This is a genomic window from Oceanobacter sp. ABM4_470, from assembly GCF_056158645.1.
Genome location: NZ_JBSWTR010000001.1, coordinates 1,972,780 through 1,989,813, shown reverse-complemented (window position 1 = coordinate 1,989,813; position 17,034 = coordinate 1,972,780). Strand labels below are relative to the sequence as shown.

Sequence of the window (17,034 nt, the reverse complement as noted above, 5' to 3'; positions counted from 1 at the left end):
GTAGAGAGCCAATGACAACCTGCAGGGCACGCGCACGACTGCATGGATGCAGGAGGTAGGGCGAAGCAGGAAGCCAGAGCCGAGAGCTGTGCAGAGTTATTCAGAGGGTCCCTAAGAGCTGATAAGTTATAAGTTAACAGTTCAACAGAAACGGAAGACAGACCATGACCGATATTCGCCAAATCGCCGAATGTGCTGAGCGTGCGGTTCAGCAAGGCAAGCAATGGGCAGAACTGCGTACCGCCGGCCAATGGATTGGCTGGCTGGAGTTCGACCCGGCGGTGGCGAAAAATCGACTGTGCCTGGCGTCGGTGAAAGACATCGACGGCTTCCATTACCCCCTTGCCGATATCAGCGCCCGCAGCCGTGTTCACGAATACGGTGGTGGTAGCTGGTGTTTATGGGAAAACGGTCTGGCCTACGTTAACGAGGCCGATCAGGGCATTTATTGGCTGGCTTTGGATGACGCCAGTGCCAAGCCCGAACAGGTCTGGCAACGCACCGATTATCGCTATGCCGACTTGACCTTCGACCCCGTTAATCAGCGGCTGCTGGCGGTGGAAGAAGACCATACCGCGCAGGCGTTAGCCAGCAATCCGTCGAGTGTTCGGGAGCCTGTGAATCGGATGGTTGCTATTGCCATAAAGCCCGGTGGTGATGCTCAGCGATCGGTGCTTGCAGAAGGCGCTGACTTCTATGCTGGTCCGGTTGCCGGTCCGCTAATCAATCATCAGCAGCAACTGAGCTGGGTCAGCTGGAACCATCCACATCAGCCGTGGCTGTCGACCACGGTGTCTCTTGCGCAAGTTAACGCACAGGGTGGGGCAGATGTAATCTGGCAGTTTAATGCGGATGAGCAAGCCATCTCCTGTGTTCAGCCGGGATTTGATGTCAGTGGCAATCTGCTGTTTGTGTCGGACCATTCCGGCTACTGGAATTTATACCGTTATCTATACAGGACTTCCTCTCCGGCGCCCTTATCGGTTGAAGAGTCCGCAAACGAGCTGGTGGCGTTGTATCCATCTACCAGCGAGTTTGCAGCGGCGCCGTGGCAACTGGGGGGCCGACATTGGGCTAGCCTGGATGCAAATGGCTGGTTAGCAACCGGGTTGAATCCTGCAAGCGGTCAGTCTGAATTGTTTGTTGGCGGTCAGTCAGGTGTTGCCCGTTTGCCGCTGCCTCAGCCAGCAGCGCGATTACATGGCATCGCGTTTAATCACGATACCCAAATGGGTTACGCCATTCAGGAATGTCAGGACCGCAGCGCGGCAATCGTCAGCTGGTCGCTGAGTGACGCTGAAACGGCGGGCGCTACTGTGGAGTCTACTTCGGGCTCTGGGATGCCGGACAAAGACCCAATGGTTACGGTTTGCAGCACCATTGCTCCCTGGCCAAAGTCCGACGCTGACGAGCACATTGCTGCTCCTGAATCTCTTCAAATCCCGTGTGGTACGTCTGCATCAGAGGCGCAGTGTTCTCATGCTGGTGGAGCAAACCAAATTCAGCATTTGCAGGCCTGGCTTTATAAAGCCAAGTCCCAGTCTGACTCAGAATGCAGTGACCATTCGATCAACGGGCTGATCGTCCAGTTGCACGGTGGGCCGACGGCTTTTGCCGACAGCAGTTTTGATGCCCAGCGGCAGTTCTGGTGCGAGCAGGGGTACCATGTGTTGGTGTTGAACTATCGCGGCAGTAGCAATCTGGGCAAGGCATACCGTAACGCTCTGCAAGGCAGCTGGGGCATTAGCGACGTGGAGGATGTCTTTGTTGCTTGCGATTACGTCATTCAGCAAGGGTTGGCAAAAGCTGGTCAGTTGTTTGTTCGGGGTGGCAGCGCTGGAGGCTATACCGTGTTACAGGTGCTGTCGCATCCGGATGCTCAAGCTCACGGCATTGCCGGTGGCGCCAGCCACTATGGCATCAGCGATCTGTTGTTGCTGGACCAATTCACCCACAAGTTTGAATCCCAATACCTCAACTGGCTGATCGGCGACGCTGAGCTAGACCGTCAGCGGTATCTGGACCGCTCCGCCATTCATAACCTGTATACTTTCCAGTTGCCGGTCATTTTCTTTCAAGGCGCCAATGATAAGGTGGTTCCGCCGCAGCAAACCCGAGCGATATACGACGCCTTGCAACAGCGGGGTATTCGCTCCGAATACGTGTTGTTTGAAGGGGAAGGGCACGGTTTCAGAAAGGCAGAACACCGCATCGACGTACTGATAAAAGAACTCGCGTTTTACCAAACCAGCGTATTGTAAGATTCCTACGCAGATCTGGATATGACGCTGCTTTGGCACTCTTTACCACCTAGCACTTCGCGCTTTGGAACCTGACACTGAGCGCAGCGTCTTAGCTTTTTGTGTGTCAGGATTTTTCAGTAATAAGCGTCGGCGAACGTCTGGTTGGCGATTCTGTGCGCACCACAACAACACATAATTACCGTGATACGTTTGAATAGACAGGGCCTCCACAAAGGAAGGCGAGAGGAGAGATCATGAAAGTCTGGGACGGATTTGTTCGAGGTTACCACTGGCTGCAATTGGCGTTGCTGGTGGGACTTTGGTGGACCGCTGAAAATGCGGAAATGGAATGGCACATGAGTGCCGCAGCCTGTCTGGCGGCGCTTTGGGTAACGCGCATTATCTGGGGTTTTATTGGCTCTGAAAACGCGCGCTTTTGCAGCTTTGTCAAAGGCCCGGGAGCCGTTATCGACTATTTCCGTACCGTGCTGTCGGGCAAACCGTCACAGCCCCATACCACCCATAACCCAGCGGGTGCGCTGATGGTGCTAGCCTTGCTGGCAGTGATTGGTTTGCAGTGGATCAGTGGCTTGATGACCACCGATGAAATCTTCACCGAAGGTCCGCTGGTGCAATACGTATCGGACGAAACAGCAACCCTGTTTTCGCAGCTGCATCATCTGGTGTTCAACGGCATCATCGCCTTGGCGGCAATCCACATTCTGGCAGTGATTATCTACCGCATTAAAGGCGAGCGACTGCCAGAAGCCATGGTCAGCGGAAAGCGTAAAGATATCGCCGAAGGCACTGTTGCGGCACCGGTGCTTAAAAACGGCTTGATTGCCTGGGGCATTTTTCTGGTGATCTGGGCGGGCTTCTGGTACTGGATTGTCGGGATGAACAGCGGCTTTTGAGTGCTGCTATAAAACCAAAACGGGAGCCATTGGCTCCCGTTTTTCGTTTATGCGCCTGACTACCAGTTAGCGGTTCTTGTAGTCGCTGTGGCAGGCTTTGCAGTTTTTCGCGGCGGTTACGAAAGCGGCCTTAACGGCACCCTGATCGCCTGACTGAGCGGCAGACGCCAGTGCCGCGGTATCGCTTTCAAACTTGGCCATTTTGGCTTTGAAGCCATCCATATCAGACCACACCGCAGGCTTGGCTTTGGTCTCGCCTTTGTCAGAGCCTGGGTATTCAAAGCCTTCCAGCCCCATTTTTGCCAGCGCAGCCATGCTTTCGGCACGGTAGCTGGCTTCGCCCGCATCATAGTCCGTTTTGCCTTTGATCATGTCGCCCAGAGCGCCGGTATGTGCGGCGACCAGATGAAACACGGACTGGCGAAATTCAATGGCGTCGTCAGCATCGTCGAAGGCCTGTGCCGGGGCGATGGTCGCCAACGTCAGTGCGGAAGCAGCCGCTACGGTTTTCAGGTTCAAGTTCATGGGATTCCCTTTCAATTCATCAAGTTGGTCGGTCACGGTTGTTGCTCGCACATCTCATCCGGAGCGAGCTAATTTATAGACCACCAATAACAGTGATTTACTGCAAAGGGAAGTGTGATCCGGAGTATCGATTAACAGACATTTTTTGGGGCGATTCACTACTTAAATAAAATTGATTCCCATTTTCTTATGGGTTTTATTGCTGATAACTGCATGGTGATGTAACTTTGCCCGGCCAATAAGGAAATTGCGCCATAAGGAGTTCATCGTGAAAAAGGTGTTACTGGTCGTTTGTCTTGTCGCGGCTTCCAGCTATGCGATTGTTTCTTCCGTTATCTCCGAGGAAGAACGCTATGTCGATACCGATACATTAGCGAAGACAGCTGAATCGCATCCAGGTGGTGGACCGTTCAAAGAGAATCGTGCTGACGCTGCGGGGTTAGACGGTAGTCACCCTGATGTTGAGCCCAGCAATGCAACTGGGGAAATCTCGGTAGCCTCTCTTGAATCAGAGCGAAAGATTCCCGGTGCAACACATGAACAGCAACAATCTGATTATGAAGCTGAGGCTGTACCATTCGACCCCGTTGCTGAAATGGCTAAAAAACGTCACAGGCTTGGATATGGTCGGCCGGATAGATATTCGGACTATGCCTACTACGATATCGAGACGTTAGAGGCCATCGACGATGACTCTATCGATAAATTTCAGGCTCTGTCAAAAAAGTACATTGAGGCTGGGGATTTATCCAAGACTATTTATTCATATACATCTGCTGCTTATTTGGGGAGTACGTTTGCCATGTCTATGCTAGCGGCCTCGTATGAATCCGGGCTTGAAGCTGATAGGTATAACGAAGTCGATAAAGCAGAAGTCCTGATCAGGTATTTCTGTCTTTTGGAAGTGGCCAGTTTTTTAGGCGACCCTATGATCGATGCAAAGTACATCCAGAAACGAGTAGCCAAGTATGGCAGTGCTGACCCCAAGATTTTACGTGAATGGAAGCGGACGCTACTTAAAAAAATAGCGGAAAGCAATGTCAGGGGTTGATTTAAAGAAGGATTTTACTGTGGCTTACGGTTATTTAAATAGTGTTTTAAAAGGTATCCTGGGTGCTTTTTGTGTGTTGATTTCAGGGTTGGCGATGTGCTGCGAATATCAGGCAGATTTTTATTTTTCGGATTCCGTGAGTAAATCCGAATATATGGCATTTGTGGATAAGTTGGCTTCTTGCAAGTTTGTATCGTTTCCCGAAAGGTCTTCAGGTCGCAATACATCCCCGGGCTCGACGATTAGCTATTGGCTGGAAAAGTACGACAGAAATGGAGATATGTCTCTATCGGAAAGTGAGGCGCCTGGCCTCGATTTCCTGCGCTGGGACAAAGATCAAGATCAGAGGTTGGACTTCAATGAGCTGAGGTACGTGGAGGCGTTTTCTGTCTACAGGCGATTTTTGCTCGAAGAGGACCATATTGATCGGTATTTTAAAAATCTTACAGGTCTTTCTCGGAAGTTAAGGGGTGAGTTTGAGGAGCTGGGTGACATCACTAGTTCACATCTTGGTAAAGAGTCATATTTTATGTCTCTCAGAAACGCCGCCGTTCTGGATCATCTAAAAAGTGTGTTGTCTAAAGAAGAATATGACGGATTTGACGATAGCTTGGGGGTGATTTTGAGTTCTTCCTATCAGTACTATCAAGGGCTCGGAGATCGCAGTCGGGCTCGAATTCGATCCCGGTTTTCGAATTTTGACGAAAATGGTGACGGGTTCCTGACAGGAAAGGAAAGGTCTAAACTGGTTGATTACTTTGACCATGTTGTTGACTCGTCGTTGCCATCCGATAACGCCGAGTTTATGAATTCTATTTATTCATTCGACATGAACGATGATGGAGAAGTCTCGAACTCTGAAATCGAAATACTGAATGGGAAGTTTGATGCCATTTTTGAAGCACTGGATAGTAATAAAAATTTGGTCATTAATAGACTGGAATTAGAACCGATGCTTGAACATTCATATAATTTGCTTTTGTCAGGCTCTTACAAGAGGTGTTCTGGCGGAATGGGCTGCATCGAAAAAGCGCTTGAAAGGACGCATATCCCTGACGGGAGAATGTCGGGTGTTCTGAAAGAAATAGAACGCATCAAACAAGAGTATCTGAACGCCGTTAAACAGTCTCGCAGCAGTTTCTTCGACGACCTCAATCTGTATTTTAGCCCTGAAGAAATAGATCGTATCTCTGAAGTCTACGCAGATAGTTACTATTACAATTAAGGACCCTCTGAAAAACTCTCTGCCTGTTGTCGAAGCCATCACCCACAATCGGGTGATGGCTTCAGCAGGCTCAGGCTGACCCCGGCCCCCAGTGGGAAAACAGATTGATGTATTCCGCGGCTTGCTCGGCGGCTTTGGATTTTACGTCCAGTGGCGTTTCCGCCAGTTCGGTTTCCAGATTGCTGAAGTAGGGCACATGGCCAAGGCATGGCACGTCGGCTTTGGCAAAGGCTTGCAGCAGGTAATCCATGTTGGCATTTTCTACTTCCATGGCTGCGCTCAGGCTATTTGCTACCCAGCCAGCCACTTTCAGTCCGGATGCTTGGATCACCTGAAGCGACAACATGGCATGGTTAATACAGCCCAGTCGCAATCCCACCACCAGAATCACTTCCAGCTGCGGCGCGCCTTCGTTTGTGTCCAGTTGCAGAGCCAGATCGGCGAGGGTGTGCTCATTGTTGATAGGCACCAGCCAGCCACCTGCACCTTCTACCAGTTGAACGTCGGCGTCGCTCTGCGACAGGCTGTTGTTACAGGCTTCCAGCAAGCCGTTCAAAGTCAGTGGTTTGCCTTCCTGACGGGCAGCAATGTGCGGAGCAATCGCGGCTTGCAGCGCAATCGGGTTGTGCACCTCGTAATCGTGGGATGGCTGGCTGAAGCTTTGGTGCAACAGCGCGTCGGAGTTTTTCAATTGGCCATCGATGGTATCGCAGCCGGCGGCGACCGGTTTCAGGCCAAAAGCCGTCAGTCCGGCGTTTTTGGCGGCAGCCAGAATGGCGGCTGATACCAGGGTTTTTCCTGCATCGGTGTCGGTGCCGGTTACAAAGAAGCGTTTGGTCATGGTGTCTCTGTCTCCTGAACAGATGAATCCTGCTTGCGGGCAATAAACCAGCACACCTGATAGCTCAGCGGGCATTGCCCCTGTGACGGGCCTTCTGATGTTCTGGGGTAGTGCTGTTCAAACAGGCGCAGTATCTGACGACCGTTCAAGCCGGGGCGTCGGCCGCTGTTGACGTTGGTGGCACCAATGGCTTTCAGGCAGCGTAATAACTCGGGCACGCTGTTGTGATGTTCCTGCAATAGCTCTGTATGCCATCCCAGCAGTTGCCATTGGCTCTTGGCTAACGCCTGTTTGATGTCCGACTCGGAATCAAACCGGTTGACGTGGCGGTAGCTGTCGATGTGTTGCCAGGTTTGGTGAATCTCGGCATGGGTTCCCGGTAGCAGGGTGGCAACCGCCAACAGTGCTCCTGGCTTGGCAACCCGGTGCCATTCACGCAGGGTGCGTTCGGTATGCTCGGACCATTGCAGCATCAGGCTGGAAATCATGCCCGATGCTTGCTGATCGGCCAGTGGCAGGTGATCGGCATCAGCCTGGGTCAGCTCGATATTCAGTGCGGCGTTTTGTTGCAGATTGGGCTGGCTTTGCAGGTGCTGCTGACGTAAGTGGTCGGCTTTGCGGTGCGCGACTTCGAGCATGCCGTCGGCCAGATCAAATCCGTGCAGCTGGTTTAACCCCAGTTTGGTGAGCGGCTCAAAAGCATTGCCGGTACCGCAGCCAATGTCGAGCCACAGTGCTTGTGGTGAAGGCTGTTCAATGTGCGGTGCCAAGAGCAGCACCAACTGATCAAGCGCCTGTTGTTGGATGCTGGCGGCGCCATCATAGCTGCTGGCGGCGCGGCTGAATTGGCGGCCTACCTGTTGCTTGTCGCGCAGGTGCGTGTTGGCGGTCTGCAGCTGGGTGTCAGCCATGCAAGGTGCCCAGCTGCTGCAAGATGATTTGTTTGGCGTCGGCTTCGGCAATCAGAGCATGGCTGTGCCCTGCGGTCATTACGTCGGTAGCCTTCAGTCCGCCGGGCTTGAGTGCATCGTCACTGGCGTAGATGGCGGTGGAGCGGAAACCCTCCGCCAGCGGGTATTGGCTGTTCAGTTTGTACTGGGTCAGCCATTGCAGACTGGTCGACAGCATGGCCTCGCGGTCTGCGTCGCCGGTGATTTGATAACGCAACAAACCGGTTGCCAGCTCGCGCTGGATGTTTTCGCCGTTGGCAGTCGCACCCTGGCAGCAAAGCGCCAAAAACCGCTTGAGGGTTTTGGCAGGCATTTTGTCGAAGCTGCGGCAAAAGTTGAAAAACACATCGGCCGCCATGCCCGGCTCGTCGACGTTGTATTGCAAGAAGGTATTGCCGGTGGCCATGGTGGTCAGACTCAGTGGCTGGGCCTTGGCTGTCTGGTTTGGGCAGTGGCTCTGGCTTGGGCTCTGGTTTTGCAAACGGGAACACACGGCGCGAGCCAGTGCACCACCCAGCGACCAGCCGACCCAATGGCCGGGGCGGGCGGTTTGACTGATGATTTTGTCGACGGCATCGCTGAACTGCGGCGCGGTTTCATCGGCCTTCATCGGGTTGTACAGACCGTTGTAAAGCGTCGGATAGTCCAGCCCAAGGTGTGTGCCGGGCAGCTGTTTGGCCAGTTCGGCATACACGGCTGGCGTGAAGCTCCAGCCCGGCAGCCAATACCAGAACAGGTCGGATTCCGGGTCTTGCTTCAGAATGTTCCAGATGCCAGGGGTCACGCGCGTTGCTCCTCGGGTACATGACGGTCGAGCGCTTGCAGCAGTCGATCCAGATGTTGCTGTGTGTGGGCGGCGGTCAGGGTAATGCGTAAACGGCTGCTGCCTTCGGGCACCGTAGGGGGGCGTATGGCGGTGACCCAGATATTGTCCTGCTCCAGCGCTTTGCTGATCGCCAGTGCGTCGTCCTCGGCCCCCACCATCAACGGCTGGATAGGCGAATCAGACGGCATCAGCTGCAGCCCCAGCGCTTTGGCCTGCTGGCGGAAATAGCCAATGGCAGCTTGCAGTTGCTGGCGTAAGCGATCGTCGTGCATCCGTTCCAGATTGGCCAGCATGGCGGCGGCTACGGCCGGTGGCAGGGCGGTGGTGTAGATATAAGGACGCGCAAACTGCACCAGATAATCGATGGTGGCTGCGTCGGCGGCGGCAAAGGCACCAAAGCCACCCAGTGCTTTGCCCAGCGTGCCAATATACAACGGCAACTGCTGGCTGGTTAGCCCAAAGTGATTGCGAACGCCACGGCCTTGTTCGCCCAGAATGCCCAAACCATGGGCGTCGTCGATCATCAGCATGGCGTTTTGTTGTTCGCACAGGTTGGCCAGTTGGGCGACATCGGCGAGATCACCGTCCATGCTGAAAATGCTGTCAGACACCACCAGCGCCATATCGGCGTCGCGCTTTTGCAAACGACTTTGCAGCTGCGGGTAATCCAGATGGCGGTAGCGTTGGAACTCGGCCCGACTGAGCAGGGCGCCGTCAATCAGGGAGGCGTGGTTGAGCTTGTCTTGCACCACCAGATCACCGCGTTGGGCAAGGGCGTTAATACAGCCCAGGTTGGCCATAAAACCGGTCGAGAACAGCAAGGCTTTGGGGTAACCGGTATACCGCGCCAGGGCGCGTTCCAGTTCGTCGTGAACGCTGGAATGGCCGCACACCAGGTGCGATGCACCACTGCCAAGTCCCCATTCCCGGGCGGCGCTGGCAAGGTCTTCACCAGCCTGATTGGCCAGCCCAAGGTAGTCGTTGCTGCAAAAATTCAGCAGGGTCTGTTGTTCGTTGCCCTCACCCAGACGGACTTCCACAGCCTGTGCAGAAGACAGGGTACGACGGCTGCGCCACTGCGACGCCGCATGACGTTGCTGATTGGCCTTGGCAACTCGCTGTTGCCAGATCGGCGCGTTCGCGGCCGGTGTGTCTGAATGTGATGACATGGTGAACCTGCTGGTTTTGATCAGCATCGACACTAAAGCCTGTTTTGAACAGGTCAATGCTGTCGATGGGCTGAGGTTTACTGGTGCTGATGGATGCCACTTTGGTAGCCACCAGGCGCACGCAACACACTGATGCAGCGCCGGTTGCTGTCGCTGTGATGGGGTTAAAATACGGATTGCGGTATCGTGTTGTCTGCTGTGTTTTAGACATGCTTTCACGAATGTTCAGTTTGATGGTGCTCGTCCGATGACCAAAACCTCCTTTTCTTCTTCTGCGGCTGTGCCAGCCGAGTTGGCCAACATGGATACGTTGGCGTTCGATCGCCAACACATCTGGCATCCCTACAGCTCCATGACCGATCCGGCTCCGGTGTGGGAAGTCGCCTCGGCCAAGGGCGTGCGACTGCATATGAAGGATGGCCGCGAGCTGATTGACGGCATGGCGTCGTGGTGGTGTGCGGTGCACGGCTACAATCATCCACGTTTGAATCAGGCTGCCCGCGAACAGCTCGACGATATGTCGCATGTGATGTTTGGTGGTCTGACCCATGAGCCAGCGGTGGAATTGGCCAAGCGGCTGGTGGCATTGACCCCGGCTGGTCTCGACAAGGTGTTTTTGGCCGATTCTGGCTCGGTGTCGGTTGAGGTTGCCATCAAGATGGCGGTGCAGTACCAGCAGGCCCGTGGCAAGCCAGAGAAGTTCCGCTTGTTGGCGTTGGAGCGCGGTTATCATGGCGACACCATGGGGGCCATGTCGGTGTGTGATCCACAGCGCGGCATGCACCATCTGTTTGCTGGCATGTTGCCAAAGCAGCACTTCGCAGCCGCGCCAAAAACGCCGTTTCCTCGGCAAGACGTGGCGTTTGACGCTGAGCAGCTGGCCGCCGATATTGCCGATTTGCGCAACCAGTTGCAGCACTATCACAAGGAGCTGGCGGCCCTGATTCTGGAGCCGATCGTGCAGGGTGCCGGTGGCATGCGCTTTTACCATCCTGACTATCTGAAAGCCGCGCGCGCCTTGTGTGACGAATTTGATGTGCTGCTGATTGCCGATGAAATCGCGACCGGTTTTGGTCGTACCGGCAAGCTGTTTGCCTGTGAGCACGCTGGTATCAGTCCGGATATTCTATGCCTTGGCAAGGCCATCACTGGCGGCTACATGACGCTGGCGGCAACGCTGGCAACCACTGATGTGGCAGAGACCATCAGCCGTGGCGAAGCTGGTTGCTTTATGCACGGCCCAACTTTTATGGGCAATCCGCTGGCGTGTCGAGTGGCGGTAGAAAGCATTGATGTGCTGTTGCAATCCGACTGGCACAGCAAGGTCAGCCGCATTGAACAGGGGCTGATTGAGGGGCTTGCACCATTGCAAGGTCATGCCGGGGTTAAGGACGTACGGGTGTTAGGTGCCATTGGCGTGGTGCAGCTGGATCAGCCTGCTACATTGGTCGAGCTACAGCCACTGTGTGTAGCGCAAGGGATTTGGGTGCGTCCGTTTGCCGACAACGTGTATGTGATGCCGCCGTTTGTGATGAACGATGAGGATCTGGCGTTGTTGACTGGCGGTATGGTCACCGCCGTGAAGCAGTACCTGGCTCAGTCTTCCTGAGCCAGTAAGTAAGACATCAATACGCGCAGTTTGGCGGGCTTGACCGGTTTATTCAGCCGCGAGGCCCCCAGCTGTTTGATCTCTTGCCTGATCGGGTCGGTGCGGTCGGCGGTAATGACCACGACGGGCGTGTCTTGCGCCGCTTCGTCCTGCTGGTGCATCTCACGTATCACGCCGGTGCCGGTTTCTCCCAGGTCCAGATGGTAGTCTGCCATTACGATGTCTGGTTTGAACGATGCCCAGGCATCACGGGCCACCTCGCCGTTACTGGCGGTAATCACCTGGCAGCCCCAGGTTTGCAGTAAGGCTTTCATGCTGACCCGAATACTTTCTTCGTTGTCGATCACCAGCACTCGGGTTCGGTCAAAGCGGGGTTGGTTTGACTCGGAGACAGGCAGCAGCTGGGCTTCTATGGCACCGTTGATCACGCCATTTATCATGCCATTGCCAGCGCCGCCAGGTTTGCCGTTTACGGATTGTCCTTGGGCTTTAAGGGCAATTTCTTCTGGCGTCAGCGGCAACAGTGGCACCCGGATGGAAAATCGACTGCCAACACCAACGCGGGAGTCCACATACACCTGATGGCCCAGCATGCGGCTGATGCGTTCAACAATCGCCAGCCCAAGGCCGACGCCTTTGCTGCGGCCAGGGTTGGCGTTATCCAGCTGGCGAAACTCGCGGAAAATTTCGTCTTTCAGGTGTTCGGCAATGCCGGGACCTGAGTCGGCCACCATGATTTCCAGCTCGTCACCCTTGCGACGGCAGCCAATTACCACCCGGCCTTCGGCGGTGTAGCGAATGGCGTTGCTGACGAAGTTACGCAAAATCCGCATCAGCAAGCGGGAGTCGCTGCGAATGCGGCGCTGGCAGTTGACCATTTTCAGCGCCAGACCGGCCTGATCGGCGACGGGTTGGAAGTCGCTGTATAACGACTTCAGCAGCTCGGAAACCGGAAAGTCGTCTTGCCACGGCGTGACGGCATTGGCGTCGAGGCGGGAGATATCCAGCAGGTCGCCCAGCAGTTCTTCGGCACCGCTCAAGGCGGTATGAATGCGTTCTACCAATACGTTGTTGTCGGCCGGCAGCTGGCGCTCCTGCAAGGTGGCCACCAGCAAGCGGGCGGCATTCAGCGGCTGCAACAGGTCGTGACTGGCGGCGGCCAGATACTTGTCCTTGCTGCGGTTGGCGTGTTCGGCTTCCTGCTTGGCGTCCTGTAATTCGCGGGTGCGTTCGGCCACCCGTTGTTCCAGTTCGTTATTGATGCGCGACATAGCGGCTTGCGCCCGTTTGCGTTCGGTAATGTCGTGCACAAACACTTCCACCAGTCCACGTTCGCGGTCTTTCAACAACACGTTGATGGAAACCGGCACCGGCTCTTCCGAGGTACGGCGCTTGAAGCGGGTTTCAAACGAGCGAATGGTGGCGTGGTCCAGCAGGTCTTCCATCAGCCTGTCGAGGTCGTCCGGGTCGGCAAACAGGTCGTTACGAATGGTGTTGATGGCCTTCAGAAAATCGACCGAATTGCCGTAGCCACACATATGCGCAATGGCCGGGTTGGCGTTGTGAATGCCACCATCGGCAGTGGCCTGGAAAATGCCATGCAGGGCGTTTTCAAACAGCCATTGGTAGCGTTCCTTTTCGGACTCCAGCTCTTCAATTTTTTCCAGCAGTTCGGGGTAATAACTTTTGCGAGCCGAAAAGGCGCCCAGACCAATCAGCCCGGCCACCAGACTGTTGTCGTCTTCCTGCGGCGTGGTCTGATGGCTGGCTTCCGGGTATTCGTAGTTGGTTTGCTGTCTGCGGCGACGTTCCGGCAACTGGCTGGAAACGTCGGTTGGCCATCCAGAGCCCGGATCAAAGGGCTTCTTCATAGACAACCTCAACGTCGCGTTTATTCGATTTACGGGGATTGGTCAAAATGCAGGGGTCGGTCAGGGCGTTGCCTGACAGCTCAGGGATGTCGGCTTTAACGACGCCTGCTTCACCCAGCGTTTGGGTCAGGCCAACCCGCTGTTTCAGCTCACTGACGTGGCTGACCAGCGCTTTCTGCAACTGCGGTGTCGAGAGGTTTTTGGTTTCAATACCGAGGGTGTCGGCAATCACCCGAAAACGATCCGGTGAAGCGTTGAAGTTGTAATCTATCACCCGTTCGACAAGGATCGAGTTGCACAAGCCATGGGGCAGATCGAGGAAGCCACCGAGGCTGTGCGACATGGCATGTACGGCGCCCAGAATGGCATTGGAGAACGCCAATCCGGCCTTCAGAGACGCCAGCATCAATTGTTCGCGCAGGGCCACGTCCGACGGGTTCTGTACCAGTTTTGGCAAGTTCTGCGACACCAGCTTGATGGCTTCCAGTGCGTGCATATCGGTTAATGGCCCAGAGGCCGTCGACACAAACGCTTCGACGGCGTGCACCATGGCATCAATGCCGGTACAGGCGGTCAGGAAGGGGTCCATGGTCAGGGTGGTTTCCGGGTCGATCAGGGTCACATCGGGCACCACGGCCTTGCTGACGATCGACACCTTCATGCGGGTGTCCTGATCCGAAATAATGGCAAACTGCGACACGTCGGCCGAGGTGCCGGCGGTGGTGGGAATAAACACCAGCGGCGGAATCGGCGAGTGAATGCGGTCGACGCCCTCAAACATCAGAATGTGCTGGTTGTTGGCCGACACAATGCCAATGCCCTTGGCGCAGTCCATCGGGCTACCGCCGCCCACCGCGACGATCAGGTTGCAGCCTTCCTCGTGATACAGCGCCGCCCCTTGCATCACTTCTTCGGCACGTGGGTTGGGGCTGACGTTGGAGAAAATGCGGTATTCCAGTCCGGTTTCTTCGAGGCTGCGTTTCACGTCTTCGACCCAGCCGGTTTTGATAACGCCCGGGTCGGTAACAATCAGTACCCGTTGGCCACCGAAGTTGCGGGCGAAGTTGCCAACGGTTTTGCGAGCGCCCACCCCGAAGATGATTTCCGGAGCGACGAATTTACGGAGGTTGGAAATACTGTTGGGCATGGCAGCTCTTCGATCGTCCTGTTGCTTCTTTCAGGTGCATCCTGTGTGTCGGCTGCCCTCGGCTACAAAAGCCAGGGCAGTGGGCGGATGCACCACCTGTTTATTGTGTTGTTGTTATAAGCAGACTTATACCCCGTGGTTTGTCGGGTTCAAAGCCCTCTTTGGTCGCCCGCAAAGGGCTTACTGCTGTCCTACGGTGGCATCCGTCGCCAGTAATTGGCTGTCGGCCTTGCGTTTGGCAGCTTGTTTGCGAGCCCGTTTCTGCTCGGTCAGGCTGCTGACGCACTGCTGCGGATCACGCAGGATGACGACGCATTCCAGACACTGGATGCATTCGTCGTAGTCGATCTCCCCCGACTTTTTGATCGCCTTGATTTCACACTTGTTGCTGCACAGCTGGCATGGTGTGCCGCACATATCGACCCGGTCGAGCCAGCTGAACAACCGCAGCTTGCCCAGAATCGCCAACCCGGCACCCAGCGGACACAGGTAGCGGCAATAGAATTTATGGACAAACATCCCGGCAATGAGCAGGCCCACGGCGTACAGCACAAACGGCCAGTAGCGCCAGAAGTAGAGTGTAATGCTGGTCTTGAATGGCTCGACCTCAGCCAACTGCTCTGCCAGCGTCAGCGAATAAAACGCTGTGCCGACCAATCCGACCAGAATCGGATACTTCAGAAAAATCAGTTTTCGATGCAGGGCGTCAGGCACCTTGTACTGCTTGAATCCCAGCTTTTTGCCCAGCCAGGAGGCCATTTCCTGCAACGCCCCGAACGGGCACAGCCAGCCGCAAAACAGGCCGCGTCCCCAGATAAACAGACTGACAAAGGTGAAGCTCCAAAGGATAAAAATCACCGGGTCGAGCAGGAAAATACCGAGGTCAAAACCGTCCACCAGATTCAGCAGCAAGGTGTAGATGTTCACCACCGACAGCTGGCCCTGGGCATAGAAGCCGAGCCAGAACACGGTAAACACCAAAAATCCCCAGCGGAAACGGTGCAGCGCTTTGGGGTAGCGGGTGAGTTGGCGTTGCCAGATAAACAGCGCGGTGAGCAGGGTCAGCGCGACGGTCAGAATCACAATCGACAGCCAGCGGTCTTTCCATAGGCCAACCCACAAAGGCTCGCGGTTGGCAAATGGGTCATCGACTTCGACCAGCTCAAACAGCTCGTCAGGAAAATTGACGGGGGCGATGAAGCCGGCCCGGTCGGTCACCAGATGATTACGGCGCAGCTCCAGGTTCAGCACCAGTTTGGATTCCGCACCGGGGTTGAATCCGGCGTTGCCGCCCACCGAAAACAGGTTAGCTTGCAGAAAATCGGGCATGCCATCGGCTTGCAGCTGAATATCCGGGCCAAGGGAATTGAGGTCGCGCATTTCGACCGACAGGCCACCTTGCTCCAGCGATAGGCGGCTGGGTACAGAACCAGGCTTAAAGTCTTCCGGTACGTGGGTAAACAGACCGTTGGACATCACCGCCATCACTTGCTGGTCGGGTTTCAGGCTGGCCATCAGCGCCTGGTAGCCGTCATCCCCTAACAGGTTGCGACCAACCGAAGGCGCATTGATGTAGGCGAACCAGAGCTCCGAGAAGGCTTCGTCTTCTTCGGGCTCGGGCAGGCCGGGGTAACTGCTGAGCGATACACCCAAGGATTGCTCCGCGGCTGACATATCCAGCCGCCAATGGCCCACATAGCCGCTGTCGAGCAGGCCTTGCCAGTCCAGCGGCTGATACAGGTCCATGATGGCGCGGGCGGCGGGTGGTTGGGCAAAGCCTTCGAGCTTCCGGCGGGCCACCTTTAGCGCCGACGACAGCAACACGTCGTTGATGATGATCACGGAGACCGTCGCTTTTGACACACCATCAAAGTAGACCACGCCCTCAGTGGGTGCGCTGCCTGCCTTGCCGGAATCAATCACGATGTGGTCGGTCAGCGAGCGGGTGGGGTACTGGTTGATGAAGTCGAGTAGCGGCTGCGGCCCTAAACCATGCAGGAACACGGGTTCGTGGTGGTCGATGATCTGGATGCCAAGAAATTCGCCGGTGGCGGAAATGCCAATCAACAGCGCAATGGGTTTGCCAGAGAAGCCGGGCAGGTCGCTGATGTCGCGGGATTCGTAGGCGTAGCCCAGCAATTCATTCAACTGGTAAACCGGGTAGACCGGAAAGTCCTGCTGCTTGGGCTCAATTCGGGTGGCTTTGGGGAACAGCTGCTGAATGCGGGCTTCCATGGTCAAGCTGCTGTCTGACGGGTTGCCTGAGTGCCCATCGCTTGAATGGTTGTCGTTTGAAGAGCTCGACTCAGATTGCTCATACCCTGCTGCTAAGACATTCTGGCTGACCATGGCAGCGGGCAGGCAGATCACACACCACAGCAGATACAGCCTTGCAGCCAGTGTACGCACGAACCTCATCGAACGGCGAGTGACTGGCGTCGCGCGGTTGTCGTGCTGTCGACATAACCCAATGGCGGGCCATGCTCCGTGTCTGTCCATACGTGCACCTTGTTATTGTTGTTATGGATGCCAGCGACCCAGTGCATTTGGGCACGCCCATGTCGAGATAGGGCGCCGGTTACGGCCAACGGCACGAGTCAGGCTATTTATCTGTATTTCATCGTATCGGTGCCTTGTCATGTCTCAATGCTCCTTTGGCGTTG

At 55.4% G+C, this 17,034-nt stretch carries 13 protein-coding genes; 5 read left to right on the top strand and 8 right to left on the bottom strand.

Going from position 1 to position 17,034, the window contains the following annotated elements:
* Positions 1-164 precede the first annotated feature (164 nt).
* Together ACXADJ_RS08625 and ACXADJ_RS08620 are read left to right on the top strand one after the other, a co-directional pair.
* The gene (locus tag ACXADJ_RS08625) at positions 165-2,261 is read left to right on the top strand and encodes a prolyl oligopeptidase family serine peptidase (protein ID WP_475064821.1); all 2,097 of its coding nucleotides are present in this window, start codon (positions 165-167) and stop codon (positions 2,259-2,261) included.
* A 236-nt stretch (positions 2,262-2,497) separates the two neighbouring features.
* On the top strand, positions 2,498-3,157 hold the full coding sequence (locus tag ACXADJ_RS08620; protein WP_475064819.1) for a cytochrome b/b6 domain-containing protein: 660 nt from the start codon (positions 2,498-2,500) through the stop codon (positions 3,155-3,157).
* 66 nt (positions 3,158-3,223) lie between these two features.
* Here ACXADJ_RS08620 and ACXADJ_RS08615 read toward each other — a convergent pair whose 3' ends face one another.
* Positions 3,224-3,682, bottom strand: a complete 459-nt coding sequence (locus ACXADJ_RS08615) for a c-type cytochrome (RefSeq protein ID WP_475064817.1) — start codon at positions 3,680-3,682, stop codon at positions 3,224-3,226.
* A gap of 268 nt (positions 3,683-3,950) precedes the next feature.
* On the opposite strand from ACXADJ_RS08615, the gene ACXADJ_RS08610 reads away from it, so the two are divergent.
* Both ACXADJ_RS08610 and ACXADJ_RS08605 read left to right on the top strand, forming a co-directional pair.
* The gene (locus tag ACXADJ_RS08610; RefSeq protein ID WP_475064815.1) at positions 3,951-4,733 is read left to right on the top strand and encodes a hypothetical protein; all 783 of its coding nucleotides are present in this window, start codon (positions 3,951-3,953) and stop codon (positions 4,731-4,733) included.
* Between the two features lie 19 nt (positions 4,734-4,752).
* Positions 4,753-5,958, top strand: a complete 1,206-nt coding sequence (locus tag ACXADJ_RS08605; protein WP_475064813.1) for an EF-hand domain-containing protein — start codon at positions 4,753-4,755, stop codon at positions 5,956-5,958.
* 70 nt (positions 5,959-6,028) lie between these two features.
* Here the strand turns inward: ACXADJ_RS08605 and bioD are convergent, their stop codons facing one another.
* Genes bioD through bioF form a run of 4 tightly spaced genes read right to left on the bottom strand, consistent with a single transcriptional unit; the run spans position 6,029 to position 9,744 of the window.
* On the bottom strand, positions 6,029-6,799 hold the full coding sequence (gene bioD / locus ACXADJ_RS08600) for a dethiobiotin synthase (protein WP_475064811.1): 771 nt from the start codon (positions 6,797-6,799) through the stop codon (positions 6,029-6,031).
* Positions 6,796-7,710: a methyltransferase domain-containing protein gene (locus ACXADJ_RS08595; protein ID WP_475064809.1), complete on the bottom strand. Its 915-nt coding sequence runs from the start codon at positions 7,708-7,710 to the stop codon at positions 6,796-6,798. The genes bioD and ACXADJ_RS08595 overlap by 4 nt, the downstream gene beginning before the upstream one ends.
* Entirely contained in the window at positions 7,703-8,533 is an 831-nt protein-coding gene (locus ACXADJ_RS08590) for an alpha/beta hydrolase family protein (RefSeq protein WP_475064807.1), read from the bottom strand. Before ACXADJ_RS08590 ends, ACXADJ_RS08595 begins: the two co-directional genes overlap by 8 nt.
* On the bottom strand, positions 8,530-9,744 hold the full coding sequence (gene bioF / locus ACXADJ_RS08585) for an 8-amino-7-oxononanoate synthase (RefSeq protein ID WP_475064805.1): 1,215 nt from the start codon (positions 9,742-9,744) through the stop codon (positions 8,530-8,532). The genes ACXADJ_RS08590 and bioF overlap by 4 nt, the downstream gene beginning before the upstream one ends.
* A gap of 247 nt (positions 9,745-9,991) precedes the next feature.
* On the opposite strand from bioF, the gene bioA reads away from it, so the two are divergent.
* Positions 9,992-11,353 carry an adenosylmethionine--8-amino-7-oxononanoate transaminase gene (gene bioA, locus ACXADJ_RS08580; protein ID WP_475064802.1) on the top strand — a complete coding sequence of 454 codons (1,362 nt, stop codon included), beginning with the start codon at positions 9,992-9,994 and terminating at the stop codon, positions 11,351-11,353.
* On the opposite strand, the gene ACXADJ_RS08575 is transcribed toward bioA, so the two are convergent.
* The 3 genes from ACXADJ_RS08575 to ACXADJ_RS08565 all read right to left on the bottom strand — a co-directional run bounded on the left by ACXADJ_RS08575 (position 11,341) and on the right by ACXADJ_RS08565 (position 16,606).
* Positions 11,341-13,224 (bottom strand): ATP-binding response regulator, encoded by a 1,884-nt coding sequence (locus ACXADJ_RS08575; RefSeq protein ID WP_475064799.1) that lies wholly within the window; start codon positions 13,222-13,224, stop codon positions 11,341-11,343. The genes bioA and ACXADJ_RS08575 overlap by 13 nt on opposite strands.
* Positions 13,208-14,371, bottom strand: a complete 1,164-nt coding sequence (gene ercA, locus ACXADJ_RS08570; protein ID WP_475064797.1) for an alcohol dehydrogenase-like regulatory protein ErcA — start codon at positions 14,369-14,371, stop codon at positions 13,208-13,210. The genes ACXADJ_RS08575 and ercA overlap by 17 nt, the downstream gene beginning before the upstream one ends.
* 180 nt (positions 14,372-14,551) lie before the next feature.
* Entirely contained in the window at positions 14,552-16,606 is a 2,055-nt protein-coding gene (locus ACXADJ_RS08565) for a 4Fe-4S binding protein (RefSeq protein ID WP_475064795.1), read from the bottom strand.
* Between the last annotated feature and the right edge of the window lie 428 nt (positions 16,607-17,034).